The following is a 20,813-nucleotide window of genomic DNA, read 5'->3' as shown; positions in this document are numbered from 1 at the left end:
AACTTGTTGTTTTCACCGTTTAAACCCCTGATTACAACGGAATAATGAAACAAAAGTAACCATGGAACGTTAATACTATTAGGACCCCAAATCTTAATAGTATGAAAAGAATTTACTCGCTTATTTTAATTTTGATTTTTGTGGTTTCCTGTACCAAGGATGAAAAGGCCGATGTCATCAATCCCGAGCTTGAAACAAATTTAACCGCTTGTTTTACTGTAGACAAGGATACTTTAACCCTTGGTGAACCCTTGCAATTGACCAATTGCTCCAAAAATGCTGTGATTTATTCCTATGCTTTTGGCAATAATGAAATCAGTAATCAAGAAAGCCCCACGGTTACCTTTGAGGAAGGTGGAAATTTTACCATAACCCTTGTAACCTATAACGACCAAAGACATAGTGAAACCTTTAGCCTTAACGTTTTTGTAGAGACCCCTGTGGAATCCTATTACCACTTCCCGGACAATTCACTTGGATTGAATGGTCTTCCTATTGGAATAGGCATAAATCCACAGAATGGTAATATTTTCTATTTGGAGAAATCGGAAGACCTGGTAGGCCTCACAATTCCAAAATTCTATTACAAAGAGTTAAATAACTATTTAATACCTACTTCCAGGTACATTGCAGACAAGCAATTTAATACTGGACATGGCTTTGTAAATTTTCAAGGCAATGGAATTAAGAACATCCATTTTTCCCGAACACTGCCAGAATTATACGGATCTCAAGAAATTACCCTAAATAGCACATGGCTATTGCTGTCCACTGTAAATTCTGCCACCAAATACCTTTACGGATATTTAAAACAAGATGTGAATTCTATATTCTATGGAACACAAAAGGATAACGGGATTTATAAGGCCGTTATTGAAAAAAGAAATGCCAATGGTGATGCCTTTGATGTTCAATTTAAAACAATTGGATCTAATAATGCGATGCTGGCGGATATGATTAAGACCGTGGATGGCTATGTGGCCTTTGGAGGAACGTTCGACAAGAATATCACCGCGCCTAATATTACAAACTATAGTCCGTCACTTATATTCTTTGACAATGATTTGGCCGTAACCAAAACAGTTGAATATGGGCACACTGAGTTGGCCACGCGAATCACAGAAGCCAACCATTTAAATGGGGCATACCATATAGTACAAATGTCCAATGGAAATTTAGCCACCTATGGCAATGGGGAACTTACCGTTTCCAAGCCGGGTGGAGGGCTAATCGCCACCCATTATTTTAGTATGGACAATAACATCCAGGCCATGATTTCTTTGGGAGATTCCTTTGTAATCTCAACAGAGGATGGTTATTTACGGAAATATGACCCCAACGGAACAGAGATTGTAAAGCTGAAGTACAATGGAAATTTTATACCGGATATTTTGGAAATAAACAATAAACTGTTCTTCGTTGCTGGGTACAGAACCAAGGATACTATTGTAAATTTAGGAGAACTATCCGTTGTGAAAATTTTATATGGCGCAGTGGATAGAGACTTAAATCTGATATCCTTGGAGTCCATTTTTAATTGATCGGAATCATAAAGGCAAAACCATTAACGACCCTTTAATTTTGATTTTTATAAGTGAGGGAAATAGCCTAGTTTAGGAGACCATAAACCTCCCATATGGATTTAAGCAAAAAATTGGGACTGATACTAGGCCCTCTATTCTTTATTATTCTTTTAAACCTACCCAATACCCTAGTTTCCGAAAAAGGTGATGCAGTAATCGCCGTGGCGGTTTGGATGGTGGTATGGTGGATTACGGAAGCCGTTTCAATCTCAGTAGCTGCCCTATTGCCTCTCATTCTATTTCCCTTACTTAAGATTATGCCCATCAGCGAAGTGGGGGCAAATTATGGAAGTCCCATTATTTTTCTATTTTTTGGGGGCTTTGTCATGGCTCTTGCCTTGGAAAAAGTGAATTTACATAAACGCATTGCCCTCAACATTATAAAAATTACAGGAACCACACCAAATAAGGTAGTCCTGGGATTTATGATCGCTACGGCTGCCTTGAGTATGTGGATCAGCAATACGGCTAGTACCGTTGTTATGCTCCCCATTGCCATGTCCGTTATAGGGCTATTGATAAACGACGCCGATGGCTTTACCAAGGATGATCGCAATTTTGCATTAAACGTAATGTTGGGTATTGCTTTTTCTGCCAATGCTGGCGGTATAGCCACTGTTATAGGCACACCACCCAATTCCATTTTAATCGGTTTGCTGGAAAACGAATACAATATTGAAATCTCATTTCTAAAATGGATGATTATTGGATTACCATTTTCAATTGTCATGGTAACCATTAGCTATCTTGTCCTCGTAAAATGGTTATTTCCCAACAAACAATTAAAATTTACAGGCTCCAAACAGATTATTCAGGAAGAATTAAAAAAATTGGGACCTACGAGCCGTAAAGAAAAAATGGTGCTTAGCATTTTTGGAATAACGGTTTTCCTATGGATTTTTAGAACATTGATCAACAGTATATTTCCGTCACTGGGACTATCGGACACTATCATTAGTATGATAGCCGCCGTTTCCCTGTTTGCCATCCCATTTAACCTTAAAAAGGGCGACTTTATAATTGGTTGGAGCGATACCGAAAAATTGGCCTGGGGAATCTTAATATTATTTGGTGGAGGACTGGCCTTGGCCGAAGGAATGGCTACCAGTGGCATAGTAGATATGGTGGCGAACACTATTTCCAACAGTGAAATCAGTGTATTTTTCACAGTAGCCCTTCTTATAACATTGATGCTTTTCATGACAGAATTGATGAGCAATGTTGCCTTGGTCGCAGTGCTGGCCCCAGTGGTGGCAGGAATAGCGATAGGGCTTGATGTACCTATACTTTATTTGTTGATTCCGGTTACCATAGCCAGTAGCTGTGCCTTTATGTTGCCTATGGCCACCCCACCCAATGCCATAGTTTTTGCAAGTGGCTACATAAAGGTATATCAAATGGCAAGGGTAGGAATAATTCTCAACCTAATCTCGGTAGTTCTGTTGATCCTATTGTTCCAATTCGTAATTCCTCTTCTCTTCTAATTTATAAGCTGGAGCAAGAAAGTACATACTGGAAATGCCCTTACAAAAATAGAGCCTTTGCTCTCACAAAGGCTCTACATTTGCCTGATTCAAATAGTCTATAAAAAGAAATTCTCTATTATATAGACTTTTAAAAACCAAAAATGTTACAGATTATTTGGGAAATTTTATCCTTTCCCTCATAAAATTCAATGATCATCCCATTATGATTCACAAATACATGAAATACCGTTAATAATATTGCAATTGGGCAATAATGCCTATCCACTTCCAAAACTTAAATATTTTTTAGTTCTTTGAAACAATTCATCAAAAAAGAGCGAAATATGTTTAAAAGGTTACTCGCGAAAGCGTTATTTTCATTATTGTTAATAGGAAGCTTCCATACTACAGAAGCTCAAATCTTTAAAAAGAAGGACAAAAAATCAGAAGAGACAGATTCCAAAGAAAAATCCAAAAAAGGAAAAATAGAATCCTATGAAAAAGTAATTACTAAAGAAGCAAAAACGGACAAAGGACTTTTTGATGTCCATATGGTAGACGATAATCATTATTACGAAATACCAGACTCCTTATTCAACAAGGAAATGCTAATGGTAAGCCGAATTTCCAAAACCGCCACCGGTATTGGATTTGGAGGTGGAAAAATAAACACCAAGGTCCTTAGATGGGAAAAGTTGTCGAAAAAGGTTTTACTAAGGGTGGTAAGCCACGATATAGTTGCCGCAGATTCGCTTCCGGTAAGTGAGGCCGTGGTAAATTCCAATTTTGAACCAGTCTTATATACATTTGATATCAAGGCGTTTAAAAAAGATAGCTTAAAACCTGCAACGGTTATCCAGGTCAACGATCTTTTTGAGAAAGACGTAAATGCCCTTGGAATGCCGGAATATTATCGCAAGGAATATAAGGTTTCACGACTGGATGAATCCAGAAGTTACATAGACACCCTTAAAAGTTACCCCTTAAATATTGAGGCAAGACATGTTAAGACCTATGTAGCCAGCAACTCCCCGTCCAATGAAAGTTTGGGATCTATTTCCATTGAAATTAATAATTCCATGATAATGCTGCCAGAAGAACCTATGAAACGCCGGTATTTTGATAAGCGTGTTGGTTGGTTTGCACGTGGCCAGGTAGATTATGGCCTGGAAGCCCAAGAAAGTAAGACTGTGCGTTTTCTTGACCGTTGGCGACTGGAAGTGAAGGATGAAGATATTGAAAAATTCAAAAATGGCGAACTTGTAGAACCCAAAAAGCCGATAGTGTATTATGTTGATAGGGCTACGCCAAAAAGCTGGGTCCCTTTTATAAAACAAGGAATTGAGGATTGGCAGGTAGCTTTTGAAGCTGCAGGCTTTAAAAATGCCATTTTGGCCAAAGACCCTCCTTCTCCCGAGGAGGACCCGGAATGGTCACCTGAGGATGTACGTTATTCCGTGGTTCGCTATTTGGCATCACCAATCCCCAATGCCAACGGACCCCATGTTAGCGATCCCAGAACCGGTGAAATATTGGAATCGGATATCAACTGGTACCACAACGTAATGACCTTATTAAGAAACTGGTTTTTTGTACAAACAGCTGCCATCAATCCAGATGCCAGGGGTGTTGCATTTAAAGAAGAGGTAATGGGCCGTTTAATTCGATTTGTCTCCTCTCATGAAGTTGGACATACCCTTGGCCTACCCCACAATATGGGCAGCAGTGTTGCTTATCCAGTAGATTCACTCCGCTCCGCCTCCTTCACCAAACAATATGGTACGGCACCTTCCATCATGGACTACGCCCGATTTAATTACATTGCCCAACCTGGGGACGAGGGTGTTGCCCTAATGCCCGATATTGGGATATATGACAAATATGCTATAGGCTGGGGATACCGTCCCATATTGGGCAAATCCGATACGGAGGAAAAAGAAACCCTGGATAGTTGGATATTGGAACATTCAGGAGATCCACTGTACCGATTTGGCCACCAACAGGTAGGAGATGTAGTTGACCCAAGTTCCCAAACTGAAGATTTGGGTGACGACGCCATTAAGGCCAGTGCCTATGGCATTGCAAATTTAAAAAGAATTACCCCAAAACTATTGGAATGGACTGCAGAAAAAGGTAAGGAATACGATGATCTAAACACCCTCTACGGTCAAGTAGTTTCCCAATTCAACAGATACATGGGCCATGTTAGCAATAACATTGGCGGGGTATATGAACACTATAAGACCTATGACCAAGAAGGGGCCGTTTATTCCCCGGTAAATAAGGAGTACCAAAAAAATTGCTTGCTTTTTGTGCAGGAACAATTATTCCAAACGCCTGAATGGCTGATAGTACCGGACATTTTTAATAAAATTGAATATTCGGGTTCCGTGGAGCGTATAAGAAGTCTGCAAGTAAGAACCTTGGACAATATTTTGAGTTTGGGCAAATTGGCTAGATTAATCGAGAACGAAACTGCCAGCGGCAAAGAGGCCTATTCCATATTGGAAATGATGACAGACCTAAGAAAAGGCCTATGGTCCGAAACACAAAAAGGGAATAAAATTGACACCTATAGAAGAAATCTTCAAAAGGCGCATATAGAAAGATTGGCATATTTGATGACCGCTGAAAACCAAACCCAAAAGGGGAATTCTGGTGGGTATCAAAAGTCGACACCCATTAACACCGGTCAGTCCGATATAAGATCAATTGCAAGAGCAGAATTGAATATTCTTAGAAAGGACCTAAAAAATGCCATAGTGAGAACAACCGATCCTATGAGCAAATATCATTTGCAGGATGCCGTGGAGAGGATAAATTTAGTATTGGACCCCAACAGTTAAATTGAACCATGCTTAGGAGACCACTTTAACATGTAAAATGGTCATATTGAATGGATTGAAAAGGGCTTCCTTTAATAGGAAGCCCCTTTTTTATGCCCTAATTCAAGATTTTTCCGTTGAATGGATACCTTTTATCGATTAAACGCAAATTTTAACATAAATTATTTTTCGCCATTTAATATTTTTTCTACTTTGAGGCCTTGTTTAATACCCCCCAATCTATGTCTTATAAAATTAAAAGTTTATTGTATTTTGTCACATTTGTAGCATCGGCTGTATTGTACTACGCTTTGGAGCCAGAATATGACAACAAAAACAGTCGTGATTCTGCCGAAATCATTCAACTACAATCCAATAATCTGGACTTAGACACTAAAGTAGCAAAACTGGACAAAATCCTAAAATAATACTATTTCCACTTTCATTTCAAACTTTCTACCACATTAAATTGCCCGTTTACAACAATTTTATGTGCGTTTCACAACATTGGCCAAATTCGAGGTCATAGATTAGTTATTTTAGAGGTGTAATAAAAATCCCCAAATCTATGTCCTACAAAATAAAAAGTCTTTTATATTTTATTTGTTTTTTAGTATCAGCATTGGTTTACAATAATCTATCCAATGATACTCCTACAGAAAACGAATTAATCTCAACCAAAAAATCAAATGCCAATATTGAAGCCTTGGCTGATAACTCCGGAAATCAATTTTTGAACGTACAATAACAACAATCCAATAATTTGTTTTGAAAAAGGGCATAGACTTAGGTTTATGCCCTTTTTTATTGGCAAAAACACCTAATACCAATCCATTGGAAATTAATAATTTCTCCCACTATATCAATTATTCTCCCCCACATCCATAGGTCACCATCTGTTAAAATTGCGCTAAATCCATAATTCTCTTTAAACTAATATGCCATTGTATTGTCCTATAAACAAATCATTAAATTATAAATTGGATGAAATGAGCCGAGATGTTTAATTGCGAATTGCATTTGACCTTTTAATAACAAATAAATAAAAACAGATGAGAAAATTAATTGTATTAGCAGTATTAATGGCCGGTATAACCGCCATGGCACAAAAACCAGAGCGAGAAAGAGGTCAAAGGGGAGATATGAGAGACATGACCCCGGAACAAATGGCCACTTTACAAACGAAGCAGATGACCTTGGCCCTAGACCTTACAGAGGCACAACAAAAGCAAATTCAGAGTTTAAACCTGGATAATGCCAAGAAACGCGCAGAAAAAATGAATGAAATGAAAGCGAAAAGAGAAAGCGGCGAGGCTAAAAAATTAAGTTCGGAAGAGCGTTATGCCATGAAAACGGCCATGTTGGACCGTCAGATCGCACAAAAGGAAAAGATGAAAAAAATACTGAATAATGAACAGTATGAAAAATGGGAGAAAATGAAAATGAACAGAGAAGGCCACAGAAAAGGCAAAGGAATGCAGCGCCACAAGGAAAGAGCTGAAGGAAAATAAAAACCTCCCCCAATCAATTAGGAAGGCTAAATGGACAAAAGTGATGTCTATTTAGCCTTCTTATTTTTACTATTGCAGATCTTTAGCAATATTGGAAAGCGCCGCAATGGTCTCATCCAAATCCTGATAACTCAGGGCATCGTTTAAAAAGTAGCTTTCAAATGCACTCGGCGGCAGGTATATTCCCTGGCTGAGCATCCCGTGGAAATATTTCTTAAATATGGCATTGTTGCCTTTCGCCGAAGATTCAAAATCGGTCACCGGTCCTTCTGTAAAGTGAATGGATATCATGGAACCGAACCTGTTCATCTGAAAAGCGATATTGTTATCGGTCAATACTTTTGCCATACCATCTCCCAAGTACTTGGTCTTATCGGCCAAACTCCTGAAAATTTCTGGATTATTGTTCAACTCGGTCAGCATTGCCAAACCGGCACTCATGGCCAAGGGATTTCCACTCAGCGTTCCGGCTTGGTAAACCGGTCCATCCGGAGCCAAATACCCCATAATCTCGTCTCTTGCCGCAAAGGCACCAACTGGTAATCCTCCTCCAATTACTTTTCCAAAGGTTACTATATCCGCCTTAATACCCAATACTTCTTGGGCACCACCTTTTGCCAATCTGAATCCGGTCATCACCTCATCAAAGATCAACAATATATCCTCTTGGTCACAAAGTTCTCGAAGTCCCTTAATAAAATGTTCTTCAGGAATAATACATCCCATATTTCCTGCTACAGGCTCAATTATAATAGCCGCTATTTCTCCCTTGTTGGCCACAGCCAAGGCCTTTACACTTTCTAGATTGTTATAGGCTGCCAAAAGGGTATCCTTAGCCGTCCCTTGGGTAACTCCCGGGCTGTTGGGACTCCCAAAGGTTACAGCTCCACTACCGGCTTGAATTAAAAATGAATCTGAATGGCCGTGATAACATCCCGCAAATTTTATTATTTTATCCTTTCCCGTAAATCCCCTGGCCAAACGTACGGCACTCATACAAGCTTCGGTACCACTATTTACAAAACGTATCTTATCAATATTGGGAACCATTGAAACCGCCAATTTTGCCAACTGTGTCTCTATTTCTGTAGGCATTCCGAACGACGTACCCTTTTTTGCCTTTTCAATAACAGCATTGATGACGGGCTCATAGGCATGCCCCAAAATTAAAGGGCCCCATGATGCTATATAATCTATCAATCTGTTGCCATCCTCATCGTACAAATAAGCCCCTTTGGCCTCCTTTACAAATATAGGATTACCTCCAACGGCCTTAAACGCCCTTACGGGAGAATTCACCCCCCCAGGAATATAACGCTGTGCTTCAGCAAATAAAGCACTGCTTCTTCTATAAATCATAAATTATCTAATTTTTTCGGATTTTACGGTCAATTTTTGGCCCTCTGCCAAATTACTGTTCGTCATATTATTCAGCTTCATCAATTCCGGAATGGAAACGAAATACCGTTTGGAAATGGAATATAGGGTATCTCCCCTTTGTACCACATGAATTTTGTAATCGTACTGCTTTGGCTCCCTTTTAACTATTGTACCGGACCCAACAACTTTCCTGTCATATTTGTCCAATTCATAACGCTCTATAAGAGCGATCAACTTATGCGGATACTTCCGGTCCGTTGCATAACCGGCTTCCCTTAAACCATAGGCCCATCCTTTATAATCGTCATGTTCCAAATCGAACAAAAAGGCATAACGTGCCCTTGAGGACAAAAATACACTGTGGTCCCTGAAAGAATACATGGGATGATTGTATTTCCTAAAACACTCCCCTTTTGCATCATCATCATGAAAATCATAATCCCCATCCCAATCTGAATGACACTTTATACCAAAATGATTATTGGTCTTGGCCCCTAGTACCCCTCTACCAGCACCACTTTCCAGAATGCCCTGGGCCAAGGTAATACTGGCCGGAATGCCATATGCCTTCATTTCAAATTGGGCAATTTCAGCAAATGTTTCTATATATTCCTCTGTTGTGTTTACTGTAAATTTCACAAAATTGCCATTGTCCTCCGGTAAAGCATAATCCCCTTCATTTTTGGACTCGCCCAATGGTTTGGTCGGGGCTTTGGTAGATGCGGTAGTGGTCCTAACATTGGGTTTTTTAGCATAGGTAGTTTTCTTTTTAACCCCACAGCTAACCAAAAACACACCCAAAAACATTGTTATTGCTATTCTTTTTATCATACTTTTATTAATGGAAGATTCTTTTTTTTTAATACTAAATTCATCCCTGCAATTCCCTGTAAACCACCACTGTGTATTGCTAAAATTTTGGTCCCTGGTTTAAAATAATCATTCTTTACCAAATCTAAAATACCAAATAATAATTTTCCTGTATAAACGGGATCTGTTAATATATTGGTCTTTTCCTTAAAATAATTAATAAATGTTATAAGTTCCTCTGAAACCTTTGCATAACCACCAAAATGATAATCGGTATTGAGTTCCCAGTTTTCTTTGGCCGTAAAATTACGAATATCTTTTTTTAGAAAATCACCTTTTAAGGATGGAAACCCTATAATTCTCTGATCCTTAAGTGAAGAATTGATGATTCCGGCCAAGGTGCCACCTGTTCCAACACTGGAACATATGACGTTAAAACCCTTATCTTCCGGGGTCAATATTTCCTCACAACCTTTAACGGCCAATAAATTTGTACCCCCTTCGGGAATCAAATAATACAGACCAAATTCCTTTTCCAACACCTCTAAAAATGACCTATCCGCCCTTTCCCTATAAGTAGTTCTTGAAACAAATTCAAAATTCATCCCGTGCTCATGGGCCTGGGCCAGAGTAGGGTTATTCATCCAATTATGACTGAGCTCTTCACCCCTGATTACACCAATGGTTCTTATTCCGTATAATTTCCCGGCGTAGGCCGTGGCTGCAATATGATTGGAAAAAGCACCACCAAAGGTAAGAATGGTACCCAAGCCCCTTTGCTTGGCTTCCAATATATTGTATTTAAGTTTGCGGTACTTATTGCCAGGGATAAACGGATGTATCAGGTCTTCTCTTCTTACAGAGAGAGCGACTTGTTTTTCCCTTAAAATAGAAAGATCTACTTTTTGATTTATTCCCTGCACGTTGAAGGCTTTTCGCCCCAAAGATATTTAATAAAGCTATACGGCCTTCTCTCCTGTAGATAATATAAATTGGTTTCATTATCATAGGCCTCCCGTTCAAAGCTTATATTTTGATAAGCTTTATAGGCATCAAAATAAATTAGAAAACGAATAAGACCCTCCAATAAATACAAAAAATAAAAAGGGACTATTAATAATTCCTGTTGTTGCCTTAAGTGTATTCTTTCGTGATTAACCAGCGTAGCATCCTTTTTTAAAGAGGAGTTCTTTAAAATAATGAAGGGCCAAAGAGACAGTCCAACGTAGTTCTTATAAAACAAATGTCTAAATACTACTATCATTTACTAGGATAAATAATGCGCTTCTCAAATATAAGGGGGTAATGTCAAAAAAATTTTCCATAATCGCCTTACTACGAACAAAATAGGTTAAAACGCAAAAAGTATGCTAAACTCTGTTAAAATAGGCACCCTTGGCTTCCCTCCTAATATTAATTGGTATAAATCCCATAAATTTACATCAATGAAGAAATTTATACCATTGGAGGAAGGGGATTTTTACCTTTCAGAGGAGGGATACAAAGTTTTCACCAAACAATATCATCTAAAAAGGGGGTATTGTTGTGAAAGTGGCTGCAGACACTGTCCTTACGGCTACGATCACAAAACGAATGCACAGCGCGACAACTAAGGTCTTCGGCATGATTTTTGCGAATATTAGAGTGGAATATCATAAGTACTAATTCAAATAAAATAGCTATGAAAAAAATTAGATTTTTAGTCGTTCCGATCTTGGTGTTGCTTTTCGCAAGTTCCTGCACCTCGGTACGTGTATTATCAGATTATGATAAAGAAGCAAATTTTAATTCGTTTAAAACCTATGCCTTTTATAAGACAGGCATAGACAAGGCCCAAATATCGGATTTGGACAAAAAGAGAATTTTACATGCCATAGATGACGAGATGAGCTCTAGGGGTTTTGTAAAATCCGAAAATCCTGATATTTTATTGAGCATATTTACGAAAGAAAAACAACAGGTAGATGTTTACAACAACTATTGGGGAGCTGGCTACTATGGCTGGGGTTGGTCTCCGTTTTACTGGGGATCTCCCTATTACGGTGGGAACAATGTTAGCACAAGAACCGAAGGCTCTTTATATATAGACATCATCGACGCCAAGAACAAGGAATTGGTCTGGCAGGGAAGGGGCATAGGAACCTTGAACAATATTAGAAATATGGAGAAGAAAGAGGCAAGGATAAAAGAGTTTGTTTCTGAAATTTTGGAGGCTTATCCTCCAGGGACTGCCATAAATTAAAAATTTCTCCCTAACGAACACCCTCCGTGAGATAATTTGACGGCCTTTAGGATATTGGATTAAATCCCCCTTGGATTCCCTTCCCGTTATGGAAGGGAATTTTTTTATTGGCTGTTACTCAAAACTAAGCCAGTATGATTTAAAAGCAACTTCATAAAGGGAATAAACAACCCTACAATAATATAACATCATCCTTGGGAGGCATGGTGGCATTTTGTACCTTTAAAAGGATTAAAACGCATTGTATGTCCTACGAAAGTAACTACATATTGGATAAGCTTCCCAAGCATTTGAAGCAATACATAAAACCTCAAGATTATGAGGATTACTCTCCGATCGATCAGGCGGTGTGGCGATATGTTATGCGCAAAAATGTGGATTATTTAAGCAAGGTTGCCCATAAAAGTTATTTGGAGGGCTTAAAAAAAACGGGCATATCCATAGATCATATTCCCAATATGTATGGCATGAACCGGATTTTGAAGGAAATAGGGTGGGCTGCCGTAGCGGTAGATGGCTTTATTCCCCCATCGGCGTTTATGGAATTCCAAGCCTACAATGTCCTGGTTATTGCTTCGGACATACGACAATTGGAACATATTGAATATACACCGGCACCCGATATAATACATGAAGGGGCTGGTCACGCCCCCATCATTGCCAATCCAGAATATGCGGAATATCTACGGCGGTTTGGGGAAATTGGATCTAAAGCCATTTCCAGTGCCAAGGATTATGAACTTTATGAAGCCGTAAGACATTTATCCATTATTAAGGAAGCCCAGGGCACGCCTCAAATAGCAATAGATAAGGCCCAAAAGAAAATTGAGGATTTACAGGAAAACATGGGCAAGCCCAGTGAAATGGCGCTTATAAGGAACCTTCACTGGTGGACAGTTGAATATGGACTAATCGGCACTCTGGACAAACCTAAGATATACGGGGCAGGTCTACTTTCCTCTATTGGTGAAAGTGCCTGGTGCATGACGGATAAAGTAAAAAAAATACCCTATTCCATTGAAGCAGCACATACTTCCTTCGATATTACCCAACCACAGCCCCAACTTTTCGTTACCCCGGACTTTGCCTATCTCAACCAAGTTTTGGAGGAATTTACCAACACCATGTCATTGCGAAAAGGCGGATTAAGTGGTTTGGAAAAACTTATAGATTCCAAGGAATTGGGGACCGTTGAACTTAGTACCGGCCTACAAATTTCCGGTAATTTTGATAGTGTCATTTCCCATGAAGGAAAACCGGTCTATCTACAGACCGGTGGAAATACGGCACTTTCCTATCGCGAAAAGGAATTGATCGGACATAGTATTTTACAGCATCCCAATGGCTTTGGGTCTCCCATAGGGAAATTAAAAGGCATAAATCTTGCGATCGAAGATATGAGTCCCCGTGACCTAAAAGCCTATAATATTTATGAAGGTGAAGTTGTGTCCCTTGAATTTATTGGCGACATAAAAGTTTCAGGAGAAATTATTACAGGAACTAGAAACCTAAAGGGGGAAATTATACTGATCACATTGGCCAATTGCACGGTTACACATGATAAAAAAATACTTTTTCATCCCAATATGGGATTATACCATATGGCGGTTGGAGAAAATATCGTTTCCGTTTTCAATGGTCCTGCGGATTTAAAAAGTTTTGATTTGGTGAACCATAAAATTACAGACACCACTATAAAATCGGCCAAAACTCCAAAAAGGAAACAGTTGGAGCAGTTGTACAAGCAAGTAAGGGAATTTAGGGAAGGTAAAAATGTGACTATTTCCAGAAACAAGGTTTTTCAGGAAATAAAAGCCAATCACCCAAAAGATTGGCTCCTGGCAGTTGAACTTTACGAATTGGCGAAAAACAATGGGGATGAAAATTTCGCCAAAGAATTAAAATCTTACCTAGAAACCCTTAAACAAAGTAAACCGCAATTAGGACATCTTATTGACGACGGCCTAGGTTTGGTGGATAATAGCCTGGTAATCTAGCCTTCGTTATATTTTAAAATGGATTCCCTATATTTATGGCACTACCTATAATAGACCTGAAATGAAGTTATTGACCTATTACGTTTGTTCTTTTTTAATGCTATCTATGTCCCTTGTAACATCCCAAACTATTTATGATGAAAGTAAGGTCCCCACTTTTGAAGTGCCGGACCCCCTGGTGGCAGTTAGTGGTGAAAAAATAAACTCTGTTCAGAAATGGGAAACAGTCAGAAGGCCAGAACTACTTAAATTTTTTGAAAACAACGTATATGGAAAGCTCCCCAAAGCCCTAGAGATAGATTCTTATACCATTTTGGAACAGGACAGCAATGCCCTGAACGGAAAAGCCAAACGTAAACAGGTTCAGCTCACTTTTAAGAATAACAACAAAATATTGAGTTTTACCATTTTGCTATATATACCAAAGAATTTGGACAAGGCCCCCGTTTTTTTAGGATATAATTTCTATGGAAACCATACCATTACAGAGGACAAGGCAGTCTTAATCCCGACAGCCTGGGCCAATAACAACGAGGCTTTTGGTATTGAGAACCATACGTTAACCGAGGAATCCCGAGGTAAAAGAACCAATCGCTGGGCCTTGGAAAAAATATTGGATGCCGGTTATGGATTGGCAACTATATATTACGGCGAGGTTGACCCGGATAAAAATGATTTTTCAGACGGAGTCCATAATCTATTGTATCAAGAAACCCAAAGTCAACCAAAACCGGACGAATGGGGCAGTATTGCGGCTTGGAGCTGGGGTATGATGAGGGCTTTGGATTATTTTGAAAAAGACCCTGATATTGACGCCTCAAAGGTCATAGCTTTTGGCCATTCGCGATTGGGAAAAACATCGCTATGGGCAGGGGCAACAGATGAAAGGTTTGCCGGGGTAATTTCAAATAACTCGGGATGCGGAGGTGCAGCACTTTCCAAACGCAAATTTGGGGAGACCCTAGGGGTTATAAACGAAAGGTTTCCCCATTGGTTTTGCGATAATTTCAATGAGTACAGCGATAATGAAGAAGCCTTACCAATAGACCAGCACCAATTATTGGCCCTTATTGCGCCAAGACCACTTTATGTAGCCAGTGCCGAGGAGGATGAATGGGCCGACCCTAGGGGAGAGTTCCTTTCCACATATTATGCATCATCGGTTTATGAATTATACGGCAAGAAAGGAATAGGGACCAAAGTAATGCCCAAGGTAAACGAGCCCATCCAAAATACGGTGGCCTATCACATTCGTACTGGCAAACATGATGTTACAGATTACGATTGGGAAAATTATATAAAGTGGGCAAATGCCTTTGTGAAATAATGGATGAATTGCTAATATGGGCAGATATTTAATCCAACAACCTTAGCTCGTCTAAATTTTCAATGTTCCTATCCCCATACACCAGTGTCCACCCCATTGAATTGGTAAGCATCAGGAATTTGGAAAGCTCACTTAAGAGTCGGTTCTCCGCATTGGATTTTAAAGTAGAGGCCTCTATTTTTTTCAATAGGGAAGCATTAACATTGCGCTTAATTTTATTGTAGTCTTCAGCATTGAACTGATTTAAATAGTCCGAAGTAACATCGTAATACTCAAAATCCGGGTTTATCTTAATTTCCGGGGCCGGGATATCGATTATTCGAAGTGTCTTGGTAGCCTCGTCTATTTCAAATTTTATCAAACTTAAATCGTACCCCACCGTCACTTCAGCATTAACTACAACCAGAGCCTTTTTATCCGCAGTTATCAATGGCCCGAACAATTGTTGGGAATCCTTATAATTATATACTTCTGCAAAATGCCCTTCGGTTACGATTAATTTGGAGACATTATTGATCTGCTCTTGGATGAGCATGGAATTCTCTTTTAAAATAGATTTCTTTTCTTTTTCATCGGCACAGGAACGGAAGATAAGTACCGCTGCCAAGGTTAGGATTACTCCAATCAATATTTTCTTCATGCACTAAAATTTCATAAAAGGATACTCCTTTTGAAGGTACGTAATTTTTTGATCAAGTGTCTTAAGGAATTCTTGGTGTTTTGGGGATTCAGGATTAAATGGCCTATGATTTAAACCATTCTGAACGGCCACCACCTTCTCCATAACAGCCATTGATTCTGTGGCAATCCAAACAGAGGCAAATTTTTCCCAGATATAATCTATTGCCAATTGATTGGGATGTACCATATCCGTATCATAGAAACGATAGTCGCGCAATTCATCCATCATAATTTCGTAAGCCGGAAAATAGGCCGTCCCAGGTGAATTCTCCAACACCTCATGGACAGCGGTAATTAAATTGGCCTTACTGCGCTGATTTTCCAAAAATCCGTCCTTCAAATGACGAACAGGGGAAATGGTCAAAATAACCTTTACTCTTGGAGACCTCTTCTTTAACAACGAAATAGTCTCCAAAAGTGAAGCAGTAATTGTTACTGGATCCAATAGTAATTTATTAAAGTTACTTTGGGGCAATTTATGGCAATTGGCAACTATACTGTACGTTGGCCGGTACTCGTAGGCCCAGGCCGTGCCCAAGGTAATTACTGCATGGGTAAGCCCTTGGAGCCAATGGTCCGCCTTTTTGGTGGCATTTTCAATAGCCTCCAACGTCTCGTTTTTTGTGGACCGCCCCAAATCGGAATGAACATCCAAGCACTGCCATTGGTCTCCAGATGATAGCATGTGATCATCCAAAAACTCTTGGCCCGATACGACCTTCTTGACAAAATTTCGAATTGCCATAGATTGATAAAGTATTCCAAAGGGATTTACTAGAGACTGAAACTTGTAGTACCCAAATTTATCCCCAATATTTTCCGCAAAACAAGAACCCAACAAAAGCAATCTACTGTCGTAATCTATGCCATCGTTTGCTCGCGATAAGGGTATTTGGGTCTGTAGTTTCATTTTTCATAGCTAATATTAAACTTGCTGGGCGGTCTACATCAAATAACTTTTAGCCTTTTCCAATGCTTCGGGGATTCCTGCAGGATTTTTACCTCCAGCAGTAGCGAAAAAGGGCTGTCCCCCTCCGCCACCTTGGATATATTTGCCAAGTTCGCGTACAATGGTTCCTGCGTTTAATTTTCTTTCATTGGCCAGCTCCTTGGAAATATAGCAGGACAAAATTGCTTTCCCATCTTTTTCCGATGCAAATAGCAAAAATAGGTCCTTCCTGTTCTGGCCCAATTCAAATGAGATATCCTTAATTCCCGCTGCATCCAAATCTACCTTTTTGGCCAAATATTGAATTCCGTTAACTTCCATAAGTTCATTCAGCAATTCACCCTTCAAATTTTTGGCTTTGTCCTTCAACAGGCTCTCCACCTCTTTTTTTAACCTTAAGTTTTCCTCCTGCAAGGCAGTTAATGCTTTAACGGGCTCCTGGGAATTGTTTAAAAGTTCCTTTAATTCCAAAAGGGTGTTATTGCTTTCAGAATAAAAGTCCTTTACCGCATCTGAGGTTATGGCCTCTATTCGTCGTATTCCTGCAGCAACTGCCCCTTCCGACTTAATTTTAAAATGCCAGATATCGGCCGTATTCTGCACATGGGTCCCACCGCAAAGTTCTACTGATTGTCCAAAGCGAATTGTTCGTACCGCATCCCCATATTTTTCCCCAAACAGGGCCATAGCTCCTTGTTCCAAAGCCTTTTCCATGGGCACGTTTCGCTGTTCTTCCAAAGGAAGTCCATTACTTATCCTCGCATTTACAAAACTTTCAATGGCCCTCAGTTCATCTGCACTAAGTTTGGCAAAATGCGAAAAATCGAATCGCAGGTATTTGGAGTGTACTGCCGAACCTTTTTGTTCCACATGTGTTCCCAAAATTTCGCGTAAGGCCTGATGCAATAAATGGGTAGCAGTATGGTTACATTCGGTTCTTTTACGCTGCTTTGCATCGACCACAGCCTTAAATTTTTCTCCGGTATCCTTTGGTAGGTTTTTAGCAAAATGGATAATCTCGTTATTTTCTTTTTTGGTATCCAAAACATATACCACATCACCATTAGGAGCCTCCAGATATCCCTTATCCCCTACTTGACCGCCCCCTTCAGGATAAAATGGGGTAAGATTGAACACTAATTGATATTGCTCTCCCTCTTTTTTGGAAGTTACTTTTCTGTACTTTACAATTTTCACCGTGATGTCCAAGACGTCATATCCCACAAATTCCTCTACTTCATCATTGGATAAAATAACCCAATCATCCTTTGAAACTTCCGATGCCGATCTTGACCGATCCTTTTGCTCCTGCATGGCAATATCGAAACCCTTTTCATCCAATTCATAACCTCTTTCACTTAGAATGAGAGCTGTAAGGTCTATAGGAAATCCGAAAGTATCGTAAAGTTCAAAAGCCTTTCTACCGTCTATTTTTTTGTCCTTGTTTTCTCCAACAATATTATCCAACAATAATAAGCCTTGGTCCAGGGTCTTTAAAAAGGAATGTTCCTCTTCCTTGACTACATTTTCTATTAACTGACGTTGATCCTTAAGCTCTGGGAAGGATTTTCCCATGGTATCGGAAAGGACCTTCACCAAACGGAACATAAAGGGTTCCTTGGTATTTAAAAAGGTAAATCCGTAACGTATGGCCCTCCTCAAAATTCTACGGATTACGTAGCCTGCACCCGTATTGCTCGGCAATTGCCCGTCAGCAATGGAAAAGGATACTGCTCTTATGTGATCGGCAATTACCCTAATTGCTATATTTATTTCTTCATCCTTTCCATACTTGGAATTGGTTATGGTTTCTATCTCCCTTATAATAGGGGTAAACACGTCTGTATCATAATTGGATTGCACCCCTTGCATTACCATACATAAGCGCTCAAAGCCCATACCGGTATCCACATGCTTGGCAGGCAAGGATTCCAATTGTCCGTTGGCCTTCCTGTTGTACTGCATAAAAACCAAGTTCCATATCTCCACCACTTGGGGATGATCTTGGTTTACCAAAGAGGCACCTGAAACCTTTGCCTTTTCTTCAGCGGAACGTATATCTACATGTATTTCGGAACAGGGTCCACAAGGGCCTTGGTCTCCCATTTCCCAAAAATTATCCTTTTTATTCCCCATAAGGATTCTATCCTTAGCTACTATTCTACGCCATAGGTCCAATGCTTCATAATCCTGCTCCAACTGATCTGCATCCTTACTTCCCTCAAAAACGGTTACATAAAGGCTATCCTTATCAATTTTGCACACATCGGTTAAAAACTCCCAGGCCCAATCAATGGCCTCGGCTTTAAAATAATCACCGAAACTCCAGTTTCCCAACATTTCAAACATGGTGTGGTGATAGGTATCCTTTCCTACTTCTTCCAAGTCGTTGTGCTTGCCGCTTACCCTTAGGCATTTTTGGGTATCGGCTACCCGTGTGGACTTTGGAACAGAGTTGCCCAGGAAGAACTCTTTAAACTGATTCATTCCCGCATTGGTAAACATCAAAGTTGGATCATCTTTGATCACCATAGGCGCAGATGGAACAATTTTATGGTTTTTTTCCTTAAAAAATTCTAAAAACTTGGCTCTAATTTCTTGGGATTTCATGTAAATTGGTAAGCTTTTTATATATTTAACGGTTGTTAGAAAACATTTTGCGAATTTGCAAGTTATCTATAAACACAACCACAAAAATAGAATAAATTAGATACATGTCTAAGGTAAAATACTATTACGATCCGGACACTCTATCATATCGGAAGATAGAACCCAGAAAATCCAGAAGATATAGAAATATCGCCTTGTTTTTTCTGGGGTCTTTTCTTTTTGGGTTTTTAGGTCTCATCTTACTTTTGAATACCAATTTGGTGAACACCCCACGTGAGCTTTCATTGGCCAGGGAGGTTAAAAATTATGAACTCCAGTTCGAATTTTTGGGCAAAAAAATGGAGCAGATAGAAAATGTATTGGCCAATATTGAAGACCGGGACAACAATATCTATAGATTGTATTTTGAGGCCAATCCAATACCTGAAGAACAGAGAAGGGCAGGATTCGGAGGGGTCAATAGATACAAATCCCTTGAAGGTTTCAACAATTCCGAAATGATCATCAGCACTACCAAGAGGCTCGATATTATCCAAAAACAAATGGTAATACAATCCAAATCCTTGGATGAGATTACCAAGCTGGCAGAGGAAAAAGAAAAATTATTGGCGGCAATACCCGCAATACAACCTATAAAGAACGAAGATCTTGCGCGTATGGCCTCGGGTTACGGTTGGCGTTCCGATCCTTTTACCAAGGCAAGAAAAATGCACTGGGGAATGGATTTTACCTCACCCAAGGGAACCCCGATATACGCCTCTGGAGACGGCACTATTTCGCGAGCTGACAACAACGCCTCGGGTTACGGAAAACATATAAGAATTGATCATGGTTATGGATATATGAGCCTATACGGCCATTTAAGCCAGTATAATGTTAAAGCCCGCCAAAAGGTAAAAAGAGGCGATCTTATTGGCTTTGTGGGAAGCACAGGACGTTCCGAGGCGCCACACCTACATTATGAGGTTTGGAAAGATGACGAACGCATTAACCCGATCAACTTCTATTACGGCAGTTTAACAGCGGAAGAATTCGAAAATATGTTGAAATACGCAACCCAAGAAAATCAATCCCTGGATTAATGCATATAGATCTTCCGGAAAAACGATATTATGGTATTGGTGAAGTGGCCGATGCCTTTGATGTGAACGCCTCCCTTATTCGTTTTTGGGAAAAGGAGTTCGATGTTCTGCAGCCTAAAAAAAATGCGAAAGGAAATAGAAAATTTACCCCCCAGGACATTAAGAACCTCCAATTGATCTACCATTTGGTAAAAGAACGTGGTTTTACCTTGGAAGGGGCCAAGATTCATCTTAAGGAAGACAAGCTAAAGACTTTGTCCACCTTTGATGTCATCCAAAAATTGGAAAAGGTAAAGGCCGAGCTGATCAAAATTAAAAATCAACTATAAATAACTTTAAATACTCCGATC

General features: G+C 39.6%; 19 protein-coding genes. 12 read left to right on the top strand and 7 right to left on the bottom strand.

All coding sequences use genetic code 11. From position 1 onward, the window contains the following. The first annotated feature begins 101 nt into the window (after positions 1–101). The 6 genes from CWD91_RS05045 (at position 102) to CWD91_RS05020 (ending at position 7,385) form a co-directional block, all read left to right on the top strand. Positions 102–1,541, top strand: coding sequence for a PKD domain-containing protein (locus tag CWD91_RS05045; RefSeq protein ID WP_103439813.1), 1,440 nt, complete (start codon positions 102–104; stop codon positions 1,539–1,541). A 95-nt stretch (positions 1,542–1,636) separates the two neighbouring features. After that, positions 1,637–3,067, top strand: coding sequence for an SLC13 family permease (locus CWD91_RS05040; RefSeq protein WP_103439812.1), 1,431 nt, complete (start codon positions 1,637–1,639; stop codon positions 3,065–3,067). A 326-nt stretch (positions 3,068–3,393) separates the two neighbouring features. Continuing rightward, on the top strand, positions 3,394–5,895 hold the full coding sequence (locus CWD91_RS05035; protein WP_103439811.1) for a zinc-dependent metalloprotease: 2,502 nt from the start codon (positions 3,394–3,396) through the stop codon (positions 5,893–5,895). Between the two features lie 221 nt (positions 5,896–6,116). Then, complete coding sequence (locus CWD91_RS05030; protein WP_103439810.1) at positions 6,117–6,302, top strand: hypothetical protein; 186 nt, start codon at positions 6,117–6,119, stop codon at positions 6,300–6,302. Between the two features lie 140 nt (positions 6,303–6,442). Then, the gene (locus CWD91_RS05025) at positions 6,443–6,622 is read left to right on the top strand and encodes a hypothetical protein (protein ID WP_103439809.1); all 180 of its coding nucleotides are present in this window, start codon (positions 6,443–6,445) and stop codon (positions 6,620–6,622) included. Positions 6,623–6,926: 304 nt separating this feature from the next. Continuing rightward, entirely contained in the window at positions 6,927–7,385 is a 459-nt protein-coding gene (locus tag CWD91_RS05020; protein WP_103439808.1) for a hypothetical protein, read from the top strand. A gap of 69 nt (positions 7,386–7,454) precedes the next feature. On the opposite strand, the gene hemL is transcribed toward CWD91_RS05020, so the two are convergent. The 4 genes from hemL to CWD91_RS05000 are packed head-to-tail and all read right to left on the bottom strand — an operon-like array spanning position 7,455 to position 10,839. After that, complete coding sequence (gene hemL / locus CWD91_RS05015) at positions 7,455–8,744, bottom strand: glutamate-1-semialdehyde 2,1-aminomutase (RefSeq protein ID WP_103439807.1); 1,290 nt, start codon at positions 8,742–8,744, stop codon at positions 7,455–7,457. Positions 8,745–8,747: 3 nt separating this feature from the next. Then, positions 8,748–9,596, bottom strand: coding sequence for a glucosaminidase domain-containing protein (locus tag CWD91_RS05010; protein WP_103439806.1), 849 nt, complete (start codon positions 9,594–9,596; stop codon positions 8,748–8,750). Continuing rightward, entirely contained in the window at positions 9,593–10,498 is a 906-nt protein-coding gene (locus CWD91_RS05005; protein ID WP_103439805.1) for a 1-aminocyclopropane-1-carboxylate deaminase/D-cysteine desulfhydrase, read from the bottom strand. Before CWD91_RS05005 ends, CWD91_RS05010 begins: the two co-directional genes overlap by 4 nt. Then, positions 10,486–10,839: a hypothetical protein gene (locus tag CWD91_RS05000; protein ID WP_103439804.1), complete on the bottom strand. Its 354-nt coding sequence runs from the start codon at positions 10,837–10,839 to the stop codon at positions 10,486–10,488. Before CWD91_RS05000 ends, CWD91_RS05005 begins: the two co-directional genes overlap by 13 nt. Before the next feature lie 181 nt (positions 10,840–11,020). Here CWD91_RS05000 and CWD91_RS22615 point away from each other — a divergent pair, with 181 nt between their 5' ends. From CWD91_RS22615 to CWD91_RS04985, 4 genes are all read left to right on the top strand, one after another. Continuing rightward, complete coding sequence (locus CWD91_RS22615) at positions 11,021–11,188, top strand: DUF5522 domain-containing protein (RefSeq protein ID WP_157943720.1); 168 nt, start codon at positions 11,021–11,023, stop codon at positions 11,186–11,188. Positions 11,189–11,256: 68 nt separating this feature from the next. After that, on the top strand, positions 11,257–11,817 hold the full coding sequence (locus tag CWD91_RS04995; protein WP_103439803.1) for a DUF4136 domain-containing protein: 561 nt from the start codon (positions 11,257–11,259) through the stop codon (positions 11,815–11,817). Between the two features lie 245 nt (positions 11,818–12,062). Then, positions 12,063–13,814: an aromatic amino acid hydroxylase gene (locus CWD91_RS04990; protein ID WP_103439802.1), complete on the top strand. Its 1,752-nt coding sequence runs from the start codon at positions 12,063–12,065 to the stop codon at positions 13,812–13,814. A 61-nt stretch (positions 13,815–13,875) separates the two neighbouring features. After that, positions 13,876–15,141 carry an alpha/beta hydrolase family protein gene (locus CWD91_RS04985; protein WP_239985650.1) on the top strand — a complete coding sequence of 422 codons (1,266 nt, stop codon included), beginning with the start codon at positions 13,876–13,878 and terminating at the stop codon, positions 15,139–15,141. Between the two features lie 28 nt (positions 15,142–15,169). On the opposite strand, the gene CWD91_RS04980 is transcribed toward CWD91_RS04985, so the two are convergent. The 3 genes from CWD91_RS04980 to alaS are packed head-to-tail and all read right to left on the bottom strand — an operon-like array spanning position 15,170 to position 19,381. Next, positions 15,170–15,781: a DUF4230 domain-containing protein gene (locus CWD91_RS04980; RefSeq protein WP_103439801.1), complete on the bottom strand. Its 612-nt coding sequence runs from the start codon at positions 15,779–15,781 to the stop codon at positions 15,170–15,172. 3 nt (positions 15,782–15,784) lie between these two features. Beyond that, a complete protein-coding gene (locus CWD91_RS04975) occupies positions 15,785–16,732 on the bottom strand; it encodes a GSCFA domain-containing protein (protein WP_103439800.1) in 948 nt (315 codons plus the stop codon). Between the two features lie 33 nt (positions 16,733–16,765). Next, positions 16,766–19,381, bottom strand: a complete 2,616-nt coding sequence (alaS, locus tag CWD91_RS04970; RefSeq protein WP_103439799.1) for an alanine--tRNA ligase — start codon at positions 19,379–19,381, stop codon at positions 16,766–16,768. Positions 19,382–19,485: 104 nt separating this feature from the next. Between alaS and CWD91_RS04965 the strand changes: the two genes are divergently transcribed. Further along, positions 19,486–20,463: a M23 family metallopeptidase gene (locus tag CWD91_RS04965; RefSeq protein WP_103439798.1), complete on the top strand. Its 978-nt coding sequence runs from the start codon at positions 19,486–19,488 to the stop codon at positions 20,461–20,463. Continuing rightward, positions 20,463–20,792 carry a MerR family transcriptional regulator gene (locus CWD91_RS04960; RefSeq protein ID WP_103439797.1) on the top strand — a complete coding sequence of 110 codons (330 nt, stop codon included), beginning with the start codon at positions 20,463–20,465 and terminating at the stop codon, positions 20,790–20,792. Before CWD91_RS04965 ends, CWD91_RS04960 begins: the two co-directional genes overlap by 1 nt. Positions 20,793–20,813 lie beyond the last annotated feature (21 nt).

Origin of the sequence: Arenibacter hampyeongensis (genome assembly GCF_002909255.1) — a bacterium.
Classification (GTDB): domain Bacteria; phylum Bacteroidota; class Bacteroidia; order Flavobacteriales; family Flavobacteriaceae; genus Arenibacter; species Arenibacter hampyeongensis.
Note: the sequence above shows the minus strand (reverse complement) of the source record. Positions and strands in the feature narration are given on the sequence as shown.